General features: G+C 63.0%; 14 protein-coding genes. 5 read left to right on the forward strand and 9 right to left on the reverse strand.

What is annotated here, in order from left to right; all coding sequences use genetic code 11:
• Positions 1–41 precede the first annotated feature (41 nt).
• From CAF90_RS06285 to CAF90_RS06295, 3 genes are all read right to left on the reverse strand, one after another.
• Complete coding sequence (locus CAF90_RS06285) at positions 42–1,460, reverse strand: aldehyde dehydrogenase family protein (RefSeq protein ID WP_085604995.1); 1,419 nt, start codon at positions 1,458–1,460, stop codon at positions 42–44.
• Between the two features lie 66 nt (positions 1,461–1,526).
• Entirely contained in the window at positions 1,527–2,276 is a 750-nt protein-coding gene (locus tag CAF90_RS06290) for a creatininase family protein (protein WP_085604998.1), read from the reverse strand.
• Positions 2,277–2,411: 135 nt separating this feature from the next.
• Complete coding sequence (locus CAF90_RS06295) at positions 2,412–3,227, reverse strand: helix-turn-helix transcriptional regulator (protein ID WP_085605001.1); 816 nt, start codon at positions 3,225–3,227, stop codon at positions 2,412–2,414.
• Between the two features lie 134 nt (positions 3,228–3,361).
• Between CAF90_RS06295 and CAF90_RS06300 the strand changes: the two genes are divergently transcribed.
• Positions 3,362–4,576, forward strand: coding sequence for a CynX/NimT family MFS transporter (locus tag CAF90_RS06300; protein WP_085605003.1), 1,215 nt, complete (start codon positions 3,362–3,364; stop codon positions 4,574–4,576).
• Positions 4,577–4,622: 46 nt separating this feature from the next.
• Here the strand turns inward: CAF90_RS06300 and CAF90_RS06305 are convergent, their stop codons facing one another.
• The 4 genes from CAF90_RS06305 to CAF90_RS06320 form a co-directional block, all read right to left on the reverse strand.
• Positions 4,623–5,399 carry an alpha/beta fold hydrolase gene (locus CAF90_RS06305; protein WP_085605006.1) on the reverse strand — a complete coding sequence of 259 codons (777 nt, stop codon included), beginning with the start codon at positions 5,397–5,399 and terminating at the stop codon, positions 4,623–4,625.
• 24 nt (positions 5,400–5,423) lie between these two features.
• Positions 5,424–5,933, reverse strand: coding sequence for a cytochrome P460 family protein (locus CAF90_RS06310; protein ID WP_085605010.1), 510 nt, complete (start codon positions 5,931–5,933; stop codon positions 5,424–5,426).
• A 24-nt stretch (positions 5,934–5,957) separates the two neighbouring features.
• Positions 5,958–7,001 carry an alpha/beta fold hydrolase gene (locus tag CAF90_RS06315; protein WP_085605013.1) on the reverse strand — a complete coding sequence of 348 codons (1,044 nt, stop codon included), beginning with the start codon at positions 6,999–7,001 and terminating at the stop codon, positions 5,958–5,960.
• Between the two features lie 86 nt (positions 7,002–7,087).
• Entirely contained in the window at positions 7,088–8,422 is a 1,335-nt protein-coding gene (locus tag CAF90_RS06320) for an epoxide hydrolase family protein (protein ID WP_085605016.1), read from the reverse strand.
• Between the two features lie 216 nt (positions 8,423–8,638).
• Here CAF90_RS06320 and CAF90_RS06325 point away from each other — a divergent pair, with 216 nt between their 5' ends.
• Positions 8,639–9,868, forward strand: coding sequence for an MFS transporter (locus CAF90_RS06325; RefSeq protein ID WP_085605019.1), 1,230 nt, complete (start codon positions 8,639–8,641; stop codon positions 9,866–9,868).
• Here CAF90_RS06325 and CAF90_RS06330 read toward each other — a convergent pair.
• Entirely contained in the window at positions 9,855–10,820 is a 966-nt protein-coding gene (locus CAF90_RS06330) for a quinone oxidoreductase (RefSeq protein ID WP_256578493.1), read from the reverse strand. The two genes, CAF90_RS06325 and CAF90_RS06330, sit on opposite strands and share 14 nt — an antisense overlap.
• 338 nt (positions 10,821–11,158) lie before the next feature.
• On the opposite strand from CAF90_RS06330, the gene CAF90_RS06335 reads away from it, so the two are divergent.
• The 3 genes from CAF90_RS06335 (at position 11,159) to CAF90_RS06345 (ending at position 14,184) form a co-directional block, all read left to right on the forward strand.
• Positions 11,159–13,120, forward strand: a complete 1,962-nt coding sequence (locus tag CAF90_RS06335) for a PAS domain-containing protein (protein WP_256578492.1) — start codon at positions 11,159–11,161, stop codon at positions 13,118–13,120.
• Positions 13,120–13,491, forward strand: a complete 372-nt coding sequence (locus CAF90_RS06340) for a response regulator (RefSeq protein ID WP_039771030.1) — start codon at positions 13,120–13,122, stop codon at positions 13,489–13,491. The genes CAF90_RS06335 and CAF90_RS06340 overlap by 1 nt, the downstream gene beginning before the upstream one ends.
• Before the next feature lie 78 nt (positions 13,492–13,569).
• Positions 13,570–14,184 (forward strand): response regulator transcription factor, encoded by a 615-nt coding sequence (locus CAF90_RS06345; protein WP_085605028.1) that lies wholly within the window; start codon positions 13,570–13,572, stop codon positions 14,182–14,184.
• Here the strand turns inward: CAF90_RS06345 and CAF90_RS06350 are convergent.
• Positions 14,171–17,053: a winged helix-turn-helix domain-containing protein gene (locus tag CAF90_RS06350; protein ID WP_085605031.1), complete on the reverse strand. Its 2,883-nt coding sequence runs from the start codon at positions 17,051–17,053 to the stop codon at positions 14,171–14,173. The genes CAF90_RS06345 and CAF90_RS06350 overlap by 14 nt on opposite strands.
• Positions 17,054–17,136: the final 83 nt, after the last annotated feature.

The raw sequence follows: 17,136 nt of genomic DNA on the forward strand, positions 1-17,136 counted from the left end.
CAGGGCAACCAGGAAAGATCCTGTTTGCCCTGCTGCCGTTATCAGTCCTCTACGATGCTTTTCGCTTCGAGAAACGCTTCCAACCCGGACACCCCGAATTCCCTGCCGATCCCCGACTGCTTGACCCCGCCAAACGGCGCAAGCAGCTCCGGTGCGATCCGGTTGATCAGCACCGAACCGGCCTCCAGCCGCGCAGCGATGCGTCGGCCACGTTCAACCTCGCGGGTGAACACATACGCCTGCAAACCGTAGACGCTGGCATTGGCCAGGCGGATGGCGTCTTCCTCATCGTCATAGGCGATGATCGACAGCACCGGGCCGAAAATCTCTTCCCGGGCGATGTCCATGTCGTTGCTGACGTCGGCAAACACCGTGGGCTTGACGAAATAGCCCTGGCTCAGCCCGGCAGGTCGGCCCTCCCCGCCGACGATCAATCGCGCGCCCTGCTCCAGGCCGCGCCGGATAAAACCCTGCACGCGATCAAACTGCGCCTGGTTGACCAACGGGCCGATGGCGGTAGCCGGATCATGGGGATTACCGACCACTATGGCGTCGACCAAGGCTCTTACCCGCTCGATCACCTGCGGCAGGAACGCGCGCGGCACCAACAGCCGTGTGCCGGCGACGCAGGCCTGGCCGTTGTTCATGAACGCGGCATTCAGGGCCATGGGGATGGCCGCTTCGAGATCCGCGTCGTCGAGCACGATGGATGCCGACTTGCCGGTGAGCGACAGGCTCACCCGCTTCATGGTCTCGATGCCGGCGCGGGCGATGAGTTTTCCGGTGGCGGTGGAACCGGTAAACGAGACTTTCGCGACGTGCGGGCTGGTACTGATCTCGTCGCCCACATCGCCCCCACGGCCCAGGACAATATTGATCACCCCGTTGGGCAGTTCCGCACGGTGCAAGGCGAGCGCGAGCACCTGAGTCTGCAACGGGCTGAGTTCGCTCGGTTTGATGACCGAGGCACAACCGCCGGCAATCGCCGCCGCCAGTTTGCTGCACACCGTACCGGCGGTGCTGTTCCAGGGGGCGAACAGCGCCGACACCCCGACCGGTTCCATGACTACCCTTGCACGGCCCACAGGCCGGACCAGCTCATAGTTCTCCAGCACCTGCGCCGCGTTGGCAAAGGATTGCGACGCGTACTGGCTGACCCACTGCGCACGGGCCAACGGTGCGCCGTATTCCTCGATGGCGGTGTCGCGTATGTCTTCGCTGCTCTCCAGCACCGCCGCCTGAAGGCGCCTGAGCATGTCGATGCGCTCGGCTTTCGAGGTCCGGCCCATCGTGGCTTGCGCACGCTTTGCGGCGGCGATGGCTTGCCTGGCATCGTCGCGATTGGCCAGGGTGACCGTACCGATGACGGACTCCGTCGCCGGGTTGATGCATTTGATCGTTTCGCTGCCCTGAACGGGCACGAACGCGCCATCGATGTAGCTGTGACGGATAGTCCACATGGCGATATTCCCAAGGTGTTGAAACAGCAACGCCCGGAAAATCCGGGCGTTGATCAGGGTGACGCTTCAGTCGGGTAACGATTCGCGGCTGAAGGCTTGCACCTCCTGCACCAGACCGCGAGCGGCCATTTCCACCAGTTGCCGACCCTTTTCCGGCGAAGCCTGGGCCGGGTCTGAGCCCATGCGGCCGTCCGGGTGACGGGCGCGAAAATCCGCCGCTTCACGGATCGGCCCCCAATTGGCGATCTGCGGCGAATAATCGGCCGACTTGATGGAATCGGGATACGCCCATTGGGTCACGGCGATTTCCGAAGGCGTGGCATGAATGCCGTGGCCGGTCGGGAACTGCTCACGCGCCAGCTCGTTCACCCCTTCCAGATCCCACCAGTTGCACAGCTTCAGGGCGAACCCGGCCTTGCGTCGGGCGAAACTCGCTTCGGCGTACAGCTCCGAAAACGCTGCTTCGATTGAGGCGATGTTGCCGCCGTGGCCATTGAGGAAAAAGATCTTTTCAAAGCCGTGGGCGGCCAGCGAACGAGTCCAGTCGGCGATGGCGGCGATGAAGGTCGAAGGCCTGAGCGAGATGGTGCCGGGAAACCCGAGGTGATGCTGCGCCATGCCGATGTTGAAGGTCGGGGCAATCAGGATGTCCGCGGCTTTCTGCGCTTCATGGGCGATGATTTCCGGGCACATCCAGTCGGTGCCCAGCAGGCCGGTCGGCCCGTGCTGTTCGTTGGAACCGATCGGGATGACGATGGTGCGGCTACGTTCGAGGAATTGCGCTATTTCGGACCAGGTCGATAGGTATAAAAGCATCAGGATTTCTCACTCTTCGAAGGTTCCTCGCGGAACGCGGGTGGGTGTTCAATGCACCTGCAACAGCAGCGTCATTGATACCACCCGCCTCCCTTCGACGACAGAATACGAAGGTATCGGAATCGCCAAAACGCCCTAATCGCGAACGAGAAATTCACGGGGCGATTCACCCATCACCCGTCTGAACATGGCACTGAAGGCACTCTGGCTGGCGTAGCCCAGATCCCGGGCAATCACCCCGACGGACTGTCCCTTGTCGAGCCGGTCGATGGCAGTCGCCAGCCGCACCTGCTGCAGCCAGTGGCGGAAATTCAGGCCGGTTTCATTGACGAACAGGCGTATCAGCGTGCGCGAACTGGCACCGACCCGGTCAGCCCAGTAACCGATCGAATGGTCTTGTCCCGGATCCTGCAGAATCGCCTCGCACACCGTGACCAGTCGCCGGTCCACCGGCCACGGCACTTCGATCGGCAACGTCCGGGCTCCCTGCAACTCACTGAGTATCAACGCCACGATGTGTGCGTTACGGCCTTCCTGTGGGTATTCGATCGGCTGCTCGGCCAGGGCCAGAATCAACTCGCGCAGCAGTCCGGGGATCTCCAGTACTTTGCAGTGATTGCCCAGCCCTGCGCAGACCTGCGGCTCGATGTAGATCGAGCGCATCTTGACCGCGCTCAGCATCAACTGGTCGTGGATCATCCCGGGCGGAATCCACAGGGCCCGCTTCGGCGGCAGGATCCACAATCCGCGCTCGGTGGCCACCCGCATCACCCCGTTCGAGGCATACAGCAATTGCCCGTGCCGATGCACGTGCGGCTCGTTGTATTCGCCGGTGGCCTGATCGCGCACCAGCACGGTCATTACGCGCGGCACGTCCTGATAGTCGGGATAACGTTCGCTGCGCGGCGCGGACTCACGCTGGGCGATGACCTTGCGCACCTCTCGTTTCATCGGCTGGCGTCTCCTGAAAACAGACCTTGATCGTGTTAAAGCGGCGATTGTCACTTGGGCGACAAACCCTGGCATTTGCCATTACCGGCCCATTGTTAGCCTTGCGCTCATTGTTCATCAATGAGGCTTTTCCCATGGCAATCACCCGCAATCTCTCCGGCCACCAACAGAGCGTCACGGCGGTGATCGGCCTGCTGATCCTGTCCATCGCCCTGCGCCCGCCAATCATTTCGGTGGGGCCGATTCTGCTGTTGATCCAGCAGCACTTCCAGTTGAGCTACACCCAGGCCGCGCTGCTGACCTCGATTCCCGACATCTGCATGGGCGTGTTCGCGCTGGTGGTTCCGAGCCTGGCCAGGCGCTTCGGGATCGATCGCAGTGTGGTGGTCGCACTGACGTTGCTGGGGGCCTCGACCTTGCTGCGGGCGATCTCGCCAAATGCATTCTTCCTGCTCGGCAGTACGTTCTTCGCCAGCATCGGCATTGCCGTAGCCGGCGCGATGACCGGCGCGTGGATCAAGACCCACTTTGCGCAACGGCCGGCGCTGTTCATGGGCATCTACGCCGGTGGCCTGAGTCTGGGTGCGACCCTCGCGGCAGTGCTCAGCGCGCCGATTGCCGAGCTGGCGCAGGACTGGCGAGTCAGCGCCGGATTCTGGAGCCTGCTGTGCCTCACCGCCAACGCCAGTTGGTTGTGGATGGCACGGCGTTTTGCGACACCGGCGCCTGTAGTGAAATCGCCGTCGAACCCGAGCAAACGTCTGCCCTGGGGCAATCCGCAAGCGTGGCTGATCGCGTTGAATTTCGGTGCCGGTCAATTCGTGGTCTACGCCCTCTTCGCCTGGATGGCGCCAGCGTCGGTGGAAGCGGCTACATCGAGTGTTTCCCCGGGCGTCCTGCTGGGCATTTTTACGGCGGTGTTCGCCGTGGCCAGCGTGGGTGCGGGGCTGATTCCGGGCAAGGCCCACGACCGGCGCGGTCTGCTCGGGCTGTCGGCGTTGCTGGCCCTGCTCGGGGTGGGCGGCATGGCGTTCCTGCCAGCGTACTGGCCGATGCTGTACGTGGTGCTCGCGGCCATCGGGCTGGGCATGGGTTTCACCGTGGCCATGACCTTGCCGCTGGATCACGCCAGCACCAGCGAACAGGCCGGATTGTGGACGGTGTTCATGTTGTTCATCGGTTACCTGATCGCCGCGCTCGGGCCGCTGCTGTTCGGTGCCCTGCGCGAATACGCCGGACACTATGGCCCGGCGTACACCCTGCTGTTCGCGGTATTGCTGTTGATGCTCGGCGTCACGCCCCTGCTCAGACTGGCACCGGCAACTTCGCCGAAGGTGTCCGTTGCCTGAGCCGGGAGTGACAAGCCTGCGACGTGCTTCGGCACGTCGCAGGCTTTCAGTTGGCCGCAGCGGCTTTTTCAATCAGCCGCGCCACCGGTGCCGGGTTCGACACCATCACTACGTGAGAGCCACCCTTGACCACCTCAACCGCCTTGGCATCCGAACGCTTGGCCATGAACGCCATCGCCTGGGGCGGGATGTTCTTGTCCTTGTCGCCGTAGATGTACCACGACGGAATGTGCTTCCAGGCCGGCGTGCCGGCCTGCTCGTTCAGCGCCGCTTCGGTGACCGGGCGTTGGGTCGCGGCCATCAGGGCCGCTTGTGCAGCCGGGACGTCGGCGGCGAACTGGTCGTGGAACTTGCTCTGCTGGATGTACAAGTCCTTGCCGCCGTCAGCCAGCGCAACGGGTGGCGCCAGCGTTGGCCCGAGGGTGCTGCCGGGAAACTTGCCGGCCAGCCCGGCGACGGTTTCACCGGCTTCGGGGGCAAACGCGCTGACGTACACCAGCGCTTTGACATTGGCATGATCGTTGGCCGCATCACTGATGACGTTGCCGCCATAGGAGTGACCGACCAGCACCACCGGCGACTGGATGCTGCTCAGCAATGCCGATACCGCTGCGCCATCGCTCTTGACGCCGCGCAACGGATTGGCCGCGGCGATCACCGTGTAGCCATCCTTCTCGAGAATCTTCGCCACGCCGTTCCAGCTCGACGCGTCGGCAAACGCGCCGTGCACCAGCACGACCGTGGGCTTGGCGGTCTGGGCGAAGGCATTGGCGCCCAGGCACAGGCCAACGGCAATGCTCAATGCTGTCAGTGTTTTTTTCATGTGGATGTTCCTCGTATGACGGATTCAGGGGGCGTATCGGGTGAAGACAAAATCGTGGTTCTGCACCCGCGCCTGATGGCAGGCAAAGCAGGTCTGGTGCTGGGCTTCATCAGCGGGTTTGCCGTTGATGAATCGGCCGAATCCCCAGCCACCGGTCGAAGCGTATTTGCGCGAGTCCTTGACCATCACCTGAACAGTGGTGGCCGCCCCCGGAATCGAGGCTGGCTCGAACTCCGGCGACTGCACGTGTTTCCACGCCAGCTTCACCAGCACCGTGCCGTCGGGAAACGGCAGCGTCTTGCTCTGGTAAGCCTTGATCGCCCGGTCATTGCCCAGCACCGCGCGCAGTTCATCCAGCGGCGCGGCTTCCTGGGCCGGGGCAATCAGCGCCCACTGGCGATAGTTTTTCGGCAGTTTCACGCCGTAGATCGGCGAGGCGTCGCCGTCATCGGCCTCGCCCAACGCGACACCGGTGGCCGCCAGTGCCGCAGATGCAATGGCCGCTGGCAACACGGCCCAATGGTTGAGTTTCATCGTCGGATCCCCTCAGGCCAGCAGTCAGAGATGATCGGCATCGATCACCGCCTGAGCGAACGCCTGCGGCGCTTCCTGCGGCAGGTTGTGGCCGATACCGCCGCTGATCAGCCGGTATTCGTACTTGCCGGTGAAGCGTTTCGCGTAGGCCTCGGCCGGTGGGTGCGGCGCACCGTTGGCGTCGCCTTCGAGGGTGATGGTCGGCACGCCGATGGAGGGGAATGCCGCCAGTTTTTTCTCCAGCGGATCGTATTGCGTTTCCCCTTTGATCAGGCCCAGGCGCCAGCGGTAGTTGAAGATCGACACGGCGACGTGATCCGGATTCTGCAACGCGGCGGCGCTGCGGTCGTAGGTCGCGTCGTCGAAGCTCCACTTCGGCGAGGCCAGTTGCCAGATCAGTTTGGCGAAGTCATGGGTGTTCTTTTCGTAGCCCAGACGGCCGCGCTCGGTCGCAAAGTAGAACTGATACCACCACTGCAACTCCGCCGCCGGCGGCAACGGTGTCTTGCCGGCATCCTGGCTGCCAATCAGGTAACCGCTCACTGCCACCAGTGCTTTAACTCGCTCGGGCCAGAGCGCCGCGACGATGTCGGCGGTGCGGGCGCCCCAGTCATAACCGCCGAGTACGGCCTGCTTGATTTTCAGGGCGTCCATGAAGTCGATCAGATCTTTCGCCAGCGCCGCCGGCTGGCCGTTGCGCACGGTTTTGGCAGACAGGAAACGCGTGTCGCCATAACCGCGCGCGTAAGGAATCAGCACCCGATAGCCCTTCTGCGCCAGCGCCGGCGCCACGTCGGTGTAGCTGTGAATGTCGTAGGGCCAGCCGTGCAGCAGGATGACCACCGGGCCGTCGGTCGGACCGACTTCGGCGTAGGACACGTCGAGCAGTCCGGCCTTGACGTGTTTCAGCGCGCCGAACGAAACATGGGTGCCGGCGGTAATGGCGTCAATCTTGCCGGCGGGCACTTCGCCGGCGCTGGCGTATGCCGAGGCGATGCCCAGCGCAAGCGCCAGGATCGAACCGGCGAGCACGCGCCGGGATGGGGTTACAGCGTTAGAGTCAGTCATGCCGGGTCTCCCTCGTGAACCGCCGGGCGGCGGTTCCGGACTTTGGATTGAAGGGCTTGGGGTTAAAGTGCTTGCGGATTGCAGGACTAGCGCGCTGCCTGCGCAGCGGTTTTCTGCGCGGCCGCGCGCAGTGGCCGGAAGGCTTCGCGCAGTTCTTCGCTGAACAGTTGCGGTTGCTCCCATGCCGCGAAGTGACCGCCCTTGCTGACTTCGCTGAAGTAGGCCAGCGACGGATAGGCGCGTTGCGACCAGACTTTCGGCGCCCGGTAGATTTCGTGGGGGAACACGGTGATCGCCACCGGCACCTTGATGTCGGCGGTCTTCTGCGCGGCGGCGCTGAAGTTATTGTTGTTGTTCTCCCAGTAGAAACGGGAGGACGACGCCCCGCTGTCGGTCAGCCAGTACAGGCTGATGTCATCGAGCATTTCATCGCGGCTCAGGACCTTCTCGGGCTGACCGTCGCTGTCGGTCCACGCGGCGAATTTTTCATACATCCACGCGGCCGTACCGGCGGGCGAATCGGCCAGCAGATAACCGATGGTCTGCGGCCGGGTCACCATCATTGCGCCGTAGGCGGCGTTACGACCGAAGAACTGGCTGAGCGAATTGAAGGCCGTCACCTCCGGCGCGGTCAGCCCGGCCGGGGCCGGGTCGCCGCTGTTGATCGGTTTGACCAGTTCCGGCGGCACGGTGGCCGGCATGTTCAGGTGGATGCCCAGCAAACCGGGCGGCGCCAGGCGACCCAGCGCATCGGAAATCACCGAACCGTGATCGCCACCCTGGGACACGTAATGGCTGTAGCCCAGACGCTTCATCAATACATCCCAGGCCTTCGCCACCCGGTCAGGGCCCCAGCCGAGCTCGGTCGGTTTGCCGGAAAATCCATGGCCGGGAATCGACGGGATCACCACGTCGAACGAGTCCTCGACCTTGCCGCCGTACGCCACGGGATCGGTCAGCGGGCCGATGGTCTTGAGAAATTCGAACTGCGAACCCGGCCAGCCGTGGGTGAGGATCAGCGGCATCGCATTGGGATTGCGCGAGCGCACATGGATGAACTGGATGTCGACGCCGTCGATGGTGGTCACGAACTCCGGCAACGCATTGAGCTTCGCTTCGGCCTTGCGCCAGTCATAGCCATTGCCCCAGTACTTGACCAGTGCTTCGACCTGCGCCAGTTGCACACCCTGGGACACGTCGCTGACCGTTTCCTTGTCCGGCCAGCGAGTGTCGGCAATGCGTTTGCGCAGGTCGCTCAACTTCGCTTCGTCCACATGAATGGTGTACGGGCGAATGGCTTGCGACGGATCTGCGGCCCAGGCGCCGCTGCTGCCAGCGAGTACGGCAAGGCCGAGCACACCGCCCCTGATGGATGACGCCAGGCAATGGCGCCAGGTAAGACCGGACGAAAGCGCAACCATGATGGATCTCCTTGTAGTCATTATTCGAAAGGCATCGCCAATCGGATCAGACCACTGCGCTGGCACCGGGGCGATTACACGATGGTGTCGGTCGATACCTTGGTATGACGCGCTGGCCCGGTGCGCAAAATCGCGCTCGAATTCAGCAGCGGTTAACGGGCAGAATGCGGCGGGGAAACGGCCCATTTGAATGACAGATCGGAACAAGGATTGCGGATGCGTGGGGAGACAGCGCTCGAACGCCTGAGCAGTACGCCATCGACCACGTCGCAGTGGTGGGTGATCGGGCTGTGCATGCTGTTCAACGTGATCGACGGGCTGGACGTCATGGCCATGGCCTTCACCGCCAGCCGGGTTGCGGCGGAGTGGATGTTGAACGGCGCGCAACTGGGCCTGTTGTTGAGCGCAAGCCTGGTCGGGATGGCGCTCGGTTCGCTGCTCGCCGCGCCCAGGGCCGACCGCTTCGGGCGCAGGCCGTTACTGCTCGCCGGCCTGCTGCTCAGTGGCCTGGGTATGTTGCTGTCGTTCTGGAGCCCGGATCATCACGTGTTGATGCTTTTGCGACTGCTGACCGGCATCGGCACTGGGGCGGTGCTGGTGGGGGCGAACGTGCTGACGTTCGAACACGCCAGTCCGCAGCGGCGCAATCTGGCGATCGCGTTGCAATCCCTCGCCTTTGCCATGGGAGCCAGTCTGGGCGGAGTGCTGGCGCATGTATTGAATGATTTGATGGGCTGGCGGTATGTCTTTCTTGCCGGTGGCTGCATCACGCTGGCGGCCGCGCTGGCCGGCGTCTTCTGGCTGCGAGAGTCGCCGTCATTCCTGGCACTCGAACACCGCGCGCCTGTCGCTCCTGCGTCGCCTGACAACGCCAGCCGACCGTTTTCGCCCGGTCAATGGCAACAGACCACATCGCTGGCACTGGCACTTTTTCTGCTGATGTTCTGCTTTTACTTCGTCATGAGCTGGACCCCGAGCCTGCTGGTCCACAACGGTTTTACCGACCAACAAGGCGCCCGGATTGGGGTGTTGTTGGCATTTGGCGGCATGCTCGGCGCCCTGCTGCTGGGACTGGCAGCCAATCGTTTCGGCTGCCGACGATTGTTGTCGGGGTTTCTGCTGCTCAATGCCGCCCTGCTGCCACTGATGCTGCCGGCCACTCGCGTCCCCGGTCTGGCGACACTTGTGGCGGTCACGCTGGGGCTGATGCTCAATGGTGCAGTCGCGGCTCTGTATGTCTTGGCCCCTCAAGCGTTCTGCACGTCGGTCCGTACGACCGGCGTCGGCGTGGTGCTGGCGACGGGGCGTCTGGGGGCGATCATTTCGCCGGTGGTCGCCGGGTTTCTGCTGGATGCCGGATGGACCGCACAACACCTGTTCACGTTTTTCGCCGCTAGCCAGGTGTTGGCGGCCCTGCTGATCTGGCGTGGCGTCAAGGGACGATGATCAGCTTGCCCGTCGTGTTGCGCGACTCGATATCGCGATGGGCCTGTTGCGCGTCGTCCAGTGAATAACGTTTGCCAATGACAGTTTTCAGTTTGCCGGTGCTGACCCACGCGAACAGTTGCCGGGACTTTTCCAGCAGCACTTCGCGGTTGCGCGCGTAGTGCATGACCGAGGGATACGTCAGCTTGATGCTGCGCGGCACGCTGAAGATATCGATCGGCGGGATCGGGTTCATGAACGGCCCGTACAAGGCCAGGGTGCCGAAGTAATCCAGCATTTCCAGCGAGTCGGCGAAACCTTCCGCGCCGGTGCCGTCGTACACCGCATTTACCCGCTGCCCCTCCGTCAGGCGCATGACCTGTCCGGCAATGTTGTGCGCCCGCCCGATCACCACATAGTCAGCCCCGGCCGCGAGTACTGCCTCCACCTTGTCGGCGTGAGACACCCGGCCAATGACCTTACCGCCCAGTAGCTTGATCATCTGAGTCAGCATCAGCCCCACGCCACCCGCCGCCGCGTGCACAAATGCCACGTCACCCGGCTGGATCGCATGCACCTTGTCCACCAGATTGCTGGCAGTCAGGCCTTGCATCATCAGGCTGGCGGCGGTGGTGAAGTCGATATCGTCGGGCAACGGCACCAACTGGCTGACCGGGGCGATCACCTGTTCGGCGTAGCTGCCCGGCACGTAATGCCAGGCCACGCGGTCACCGACTCCGAACTCCGTCACCTGCGGGCCGATGGCCAGGACGATGCCGGCGCCTTCCGCACCCGGCGTCAGCGGCAACTCCCAGACAGCCCCGAGCCCACGCCGGACACCGGTGTCCATGAAATTGATGCCCGCCGCCATGACCTGGACCAGGACCTGTCCGGGCCCCGGTTCTGCCAGTTGCATGTCTTGCACCGTCAAGACTTCGGGCCCGCCAAAGGCCTCGATTACCACTGCTTTCATAATGTTCTGCCCTGTCATCGGGACGACCGGTCCTGCTGCCTTTCGGGTGGCAGGAGCGCGGACGTCACGTTGCTTTCACTCAACGTCGAAGGACGTTGAAACCAGGGCCAAGAGTGGACGGGTGGTGTATCCGCGCCATTTCGCGAACAGGCTCATTTGCATGCTTGTATGGCTCGAGGGGCCGTAGATACAGTGGCTTACAAAAGCGCCACTGTGATGCCCGTCGCAGTGTGCGACGCCAGCCGATATTCGCTACAGGCGACACCAAAGTATGATGGGCGAGTGCCAGCAGAAGGCGCATCTTTGTTCAACGGTGACTGCACACAATGAGAATCGGTATGACGAACGAGCAGGAGCGCGTCATCGAGGACGGTCCGGACCGCGCCAGTGACGCAATCATGCCCATGCCCGGGGTCGAAGCCATCATCGACAGCATCCCGGCCATGGTCGCCTTCATGACGCCTTCCGGTGAGCTGGAACAGGTCAACCGGCCCATCCTGGATTACATCGGCGCCCCGCTCCACGAGCTGAAAAACTGGCAGGCCAGCGTGACCGTGCACCCGGACGACCTGCCCTCGGTCATCGCCGCCTGGATGCATTCAGTCGGCACCGGCACACCCTATGAGATCGAGCATCGCATCCGTCGCGCCGACGGTGTCTATCGCTGGTTCCATGTGCGCGGCCTGCCGATCAGAGACAGCGAAGGCCAGATTACGCGCTGGTGCGTTTTGCAGGTCGATATCGATGAACGTCGGCGGGACAAGGCCTTGATCGCCAGTGCCCTCGCTGAAGTCAGCGCATCGGAAGAACGTCTGCGCGGGATCATCGATGCCGTTCCCGGTTTTGTCTGGAGTGCTTCGCCGGAAGGCAGCGTCGGCTTCGTCAACCGACGCTGGTGCGACTACACCGGCATGTCCCTCGAACAGGCCTGCGGCCATGGCTGGACGGCGTCCATCCACCCGGACGATGCGCCGGGCCTCGCGGAATATTGGCAAGGGATTCTGCAATCGGGCAGCGCCGGTGAATACGAGGCCCGACTGAAACGCTTCGACGGTATTTACCGCTGGTTTCTGATCCGCGCCGTGCCCCAACGCGATGACACCGGGCGGCTCGTGCGCTGGTATGGCGAGAACACCGACATCGAAGACCGCAAGCGGGCGGAAGTCTTTCTGGCCAAGGCCCAACGCCTGAGCGCCACCGGCACGTTTTCCTGGCGGGTGAGTACCGACGAGATCACCTGGTCGGACGAGGTCTACCGCATCCTTGAACTGGACCCGGACACCCCGCCCGGCTTCGAGGCGATCTATCGCCGCGTGCACCCGGACGACATCTCCAGCCATCGGGAAATGGTCAAGCGTCAACGTCGCAAGGGGCGCGACTTCGAACACGAACATCGGCTGCTGATGCCCGACGGCACGGTGAAATACGTGCGGCTGGTGGCGCACTCGATCCCCCATGCGCCGGACGGGTTCGAATACATCGCCGCCCTGCAGGACATCACTCAGCGCCGGCTCGCGGAAGAGGTCTTGAGCAAGGCGCGCTCGGAACTGACGCACCTGGCCAGAGTCGCCAGCCTCGGCGCAGTCACGGCGTCGATTGCCCACGAGGTCAATCAACCGCTGGCCGGCATCATCACCAACGCCAGCACCTGCCTGCGCATGCTTGGTGCGGACCCGCCGAATGTCGACGGCGCCAGGGAAACCGCGCGCCGCACCATTCGCGACGGCAATCGCGCCGCCGACGTCATCAACCGATTGCGAGCGTTGTTCTCGAAAAAAAGCATCACCATTGAAGACGTCAATCTGAATGATGCGGCACGGGAAGTCATCGCCATGCTATTGGGCGAGCTGCAACGCAACGGCGTGGTGCTGCACCCGCAATTTGCCGAAGCCCTGCCACTGGTCAGGGGCGACCGGGTCCAGCTTCAGCAGGTGATCCTCAACCTGATCATGAATGCCGCCGAGGCCATGAGCGCGATCCACGGTCGGCCCCGACAATTGATCGTCAGCACCGGGCTGGGGACGGACGAGAGCGTTTACCTGGCGGTGAAGGACAGCGGCAACGGCGTCGATCCGCAGGACATCGAGCGCATCTTCAATGCCTTCTACACCACCAAAAGCTCGGGCATGGGCGTCGGTCTGTCCATCAGTCGCTCGATCATCGAGCGCCACGACGGCAAACTCTGGGCCACCGCCAACGACGGCCCGGGTACGACGTTTACCTTTGCTATCCCGAATTCGACGGACTTGCCGCAAACCGATAACCGCGACCTCGCCGATCGCACCGTGGAGAATGATTGATGGGTACGCATTTGCTCGTATCGGTGGTCGATGACGACGAATCGGTTCGTGAATCACTGCCTGACCTGATCAAGGAATTCGGCTTTGCCGTCCAGGCATTCGCCTCGGCGCAGGCGTTTCTGGCATCGCCCTATCTGGATCTGACCCATTGCCTGATTCTCGACGTGGCCATGCCGGGCATGTCGGGCCCGGATCTGCAACGCGAACTGCTGCGCCGTGACTATCGCATTCCGGTGATTTTCATCACCGCGCACGGCGACGCCAGCGAACAGGCGAAGCTGCTGAACAGTGGCGCCGTTGAGTGCCTGTTCAAACCGTTCAGCGAAGCCCAATTGCTCAAGGCCCTGAGCGCCGCCCTGCCCCTCGACTGAGTGTGAAGCCGAACAGAACAAGGAATCGACATGTTGAACGCGAACAACGCAATCGCCCCTTCCCGTGGAGCATTACCGATGAGTGATGTCACGCCCGTCGTATTCGTTGTCGATGACGACATTTCCGTGCGCGAGTCGCTGGAGCTGATGATCCGCTTCGCCGGATGGCAGCCACGGCTGTTCGAGTCCGCGCAGGATTTTCTCGACGCGCCCCGAACGCTGGTGCCCAGTTGTCTGGTGCTGGACATCAACCTGCCGGACCTGAGCGGCCTGGATCTGCAGACCGCCCTTGCCGACGAACGCCACAACATGCCGATCATCTTCATCACCGGCTACGGCGATATCCCGCGCACGGTGCGGGCCTTAAAGGCCGGCGCGGTGGAGTTTCTGACCAAACCGTTCAATGACGATGTGATCCTCGCCGCCATGGCCGATGCGCTGCAAAGCAGTCGTGTGGCGCTGGAGGGAGAAAAGAACCTGCGTTCATTGCTCGAGGCCTACAAGACCCTGACGCCGCGCGAACAGGAGATCATGGCTTCGGTGGTCAGCGGGCGGCTGAACAAACTGATTGCCGCCGACCTCAACATCAGCGAAATCACCGTCAAGGCCCATCGCGGCAAGGTGATGCGCAAGATGAAGGCCCGCTCGCTGGCGGACCTGGTGAAAATGGCCGCCCTGATTACGCCGGCGTGACCGGCAGGCTCTGCCAGAAGCTTTCCAGCCGACGCAGATCAAGGCTGTCGAAGCCTTCCGAAGCCCGCTCGCGGCAGGCACCGAGCAACGTCCGGGCCTGATCCGGTTGACCCTGTTCAAGCCAGAACCGGGCCAGATCCATCGATGACCGCAACTCCCACGCCCAGGCGCCCTGCTCGCGACTCAGCGCAATGGAATCCTCAAGAACCGCCAACATGGCCTGCTCATCATCGGCCTGGATGACCTTCAGAATGCCGGCCTTGATTCGCAGTAATTCCGGCAGCGCAAAGGCATCACCGCTTCGGCGACAGTGATCGATAGTGCCGTCGACCAGGGTCAGTGCCTTTGGGTGTTGGCCCACCAGCATCAGGCCTTCGGCCAGTGCGATTTCGAATGAGGTCGTGAGCAGTTCGTAACGCATCCCACGCAACCGCGCCAGACTTTCCTCCAGCATGGCAACTGCATCCCCCGGCTCCTCGGCGCGGATGGCGATCGCCGCGCGCAACCCGTGACAGGCGGCAATGTAGGGGCCGAGCGCGTTGGTTTCGGCGATGGCGCTGAACCGCTCGAGGCTCGCGGTGGCCTTCGCCAGATCACCGGTCCAGATATAGATGCACAAGATCCAGACCATGGCGATGCAGTAGGTGACCGGATGCTGCAGCGCCGAGGCCTCGGCTTCTATCTGCTCCGCCCAGCGCCGGGCCTGATCGGGATAACCCTGCAGCCAGAGTGAACGCGCCAGTGCCAGCCCCGTGCGATTGCGGTGATCAAAGCCGTAGTAAATCGTGTTGCTGGGATGGGACGGCAAGCTGTTGCGCAAAGAGCTTTCCAGTTCCTGGCGGGCCAGACGCTGATTGCCGAGCAGATGATGGGAGATGCCGGTCAGCGATGAAGCAATCGCGATGGCGGCGGGCTCGTTGAGGATGTTGCCGACCACCGCTGCCTGCTCTGCCCAGGCCAGCGACGAAGGGAAATCACCGATGCGCTCGTAGAAGATCTGCAAGCGGCCCAGCAGTCGCAATTGTGAGCCGTAGTCGTTCAGCGCGACGGCAATGTCTTGCGCCCGGAGCAAGGCTTTTTCCGCGGCTTCACTGTTGCCTCGGGTGAACATCAGCACCAGACCGAGCGCGGCTTGCAGTTCCATTTCGGTGGGCGTGCCGTAGTACCCCAGTTCCAGCAGCTCCACCGCCCGGGAACACCAGGTTCGGCACTCGACCAGCAATGAAAAATGCAGGAACAACGGCGCGCTCGCGGCCGCCAGCGGCAACGCCAGACCCGGATCACCGTGGGGGCCGAAGCTCCATTCCAGCGCACCGCGAACATTGCCCAACTGGCTGGCCAGACGCGCAGAATGACGGAAAATCTCGTCGGGCGAAGTCCCCAGATGGCCGAGCAGGTCCATGTAAAACGCCGCGTGCCGGAACGCCAGCGCATTGACCTCGGCCTCTCCCCGCGCCGTCAATTTCTCCCGGGCGTAGGCGCGCGTCATCTCCAGCAACCGATACGAATCCGTCGAGTCGCTGTGATCGACCGTGACCAGCCCCTTGCACACCAGATCATCAAGGATCGCGGCCGCCGTGGCGCTTTCGTGTTGCGATTCGGCAACCACCTGAGCGGCCGCTTCCTGGGAAAACGGCCCGACGAAGACCGAAAACCGCTCCAGCGCCAGACGCTCTTGCGGCGACAGCAGGTCATAACTCCAGTCGAGCATGGCGCGCAGGGTCTGATGGCGCGGCACCGCCGTCCTGCGCCCCGACCAGCCCAGCGAGAAACGCTCGCCGAGCAGCGCGTGGGTGGCCTTCAGTCCGTGGCTGGCGACTCGCATCGCCGCCAGTTCGATCGGCAGCGCCATGCCCTCCAGCCGCTGGCAAATGTCCGCAATCATTTGCCCTCCGTCCGCTTCCAGCAGCAACGCAGCATTGCTCAAAGACGCGCGTTCGACAAACAGCTTGATGGCCGGGAATGCCAGCAGTTCCTCAACGGAAAGGTGTTGCGGCTCACGGGGAAATTCCAGCGGATTGAGCCAGTGCACGTATTCGCCACGTACCCGCAGCGGTTCGCGACTGGTCGCCAGAACCCCGACATCCGGCGCGGTATCGCTGATCTGCTCCAGGAGGGTCGATACCGCGTCGATCAGGTGTTCGCAGTTGTCGATCACCAGCATCAACCGCTGTTCACGCAAATGCGCGAGCAGGACAAACATCGGGTCTTCCGCCTGCACCGGGATATCCAGTGATCGGGCCAGTGCCGACGGCACCAGCGCGCAGTCTTCCACTTGCGCCAGATCGACGAAGCTGACGCGCTCGTAGCCTTGCGCGGCGATGCGGTGCGCCACCTCAATGGCCAGGCTGGTCTTGCCGACGCCGCCGGGGCCGACGATGGTGAACAGCCTCGGTTGCTGCATGTGGTCGATGACCAGTTGCAGATCGGTTTCTCGGCCGATCAGTTTGGCCCGGGGCGGCAGACTGCACACGCCCTCGATGGCTCGGGTCACGATGGGCGCTGGTTGAACAGCGGTCTGCTTTCTTTCCAGCGGCGCGACGAAGGCATAGCCCACGCCCACCTGGGTCGCGATGTAACGCGCCTGCTCCTCGCCATCCCCGAGAATCCGCCGCAGCCCAGTCATATGAAAGCGCAGGCTGCCTTCGGCCACCACGCTGTCGGGCCACACCTTGTCGATCAGGTCGTATTTGGACAGCACGCGCCCCGGTTGCTCGAGCAAGGCGATCAGCAGATCCAGCGCCCGCCCGCCGATCTCGACCGCCACCCCGTTGCGGGTCAGCAGCCGTTTGCCTGGAACAACACAGAAAGGACCGAAAATGAATTGGGTCGTGAGGGATTCGTGCAATGCGTCCGGAAAAGACTCCACGAGGATCGATCTCTCTAAAAAACGTAGGGGGCGGCGCCGGTTACAGACAGCCGGCGCAGGCCCTTTGCATCATAGGAGTTTTG

It is taken from the genome of Pseudomonas sp. B37(2017) (assembly GCF_002112885.1).
Lineage (GTDB): Bacteria > Pseudomonadota > Gammaproteobacteria > Pseudomonadales > Pseudomonadaceae > Aquipseudomonas > Aquipseudomonas paraglycinae.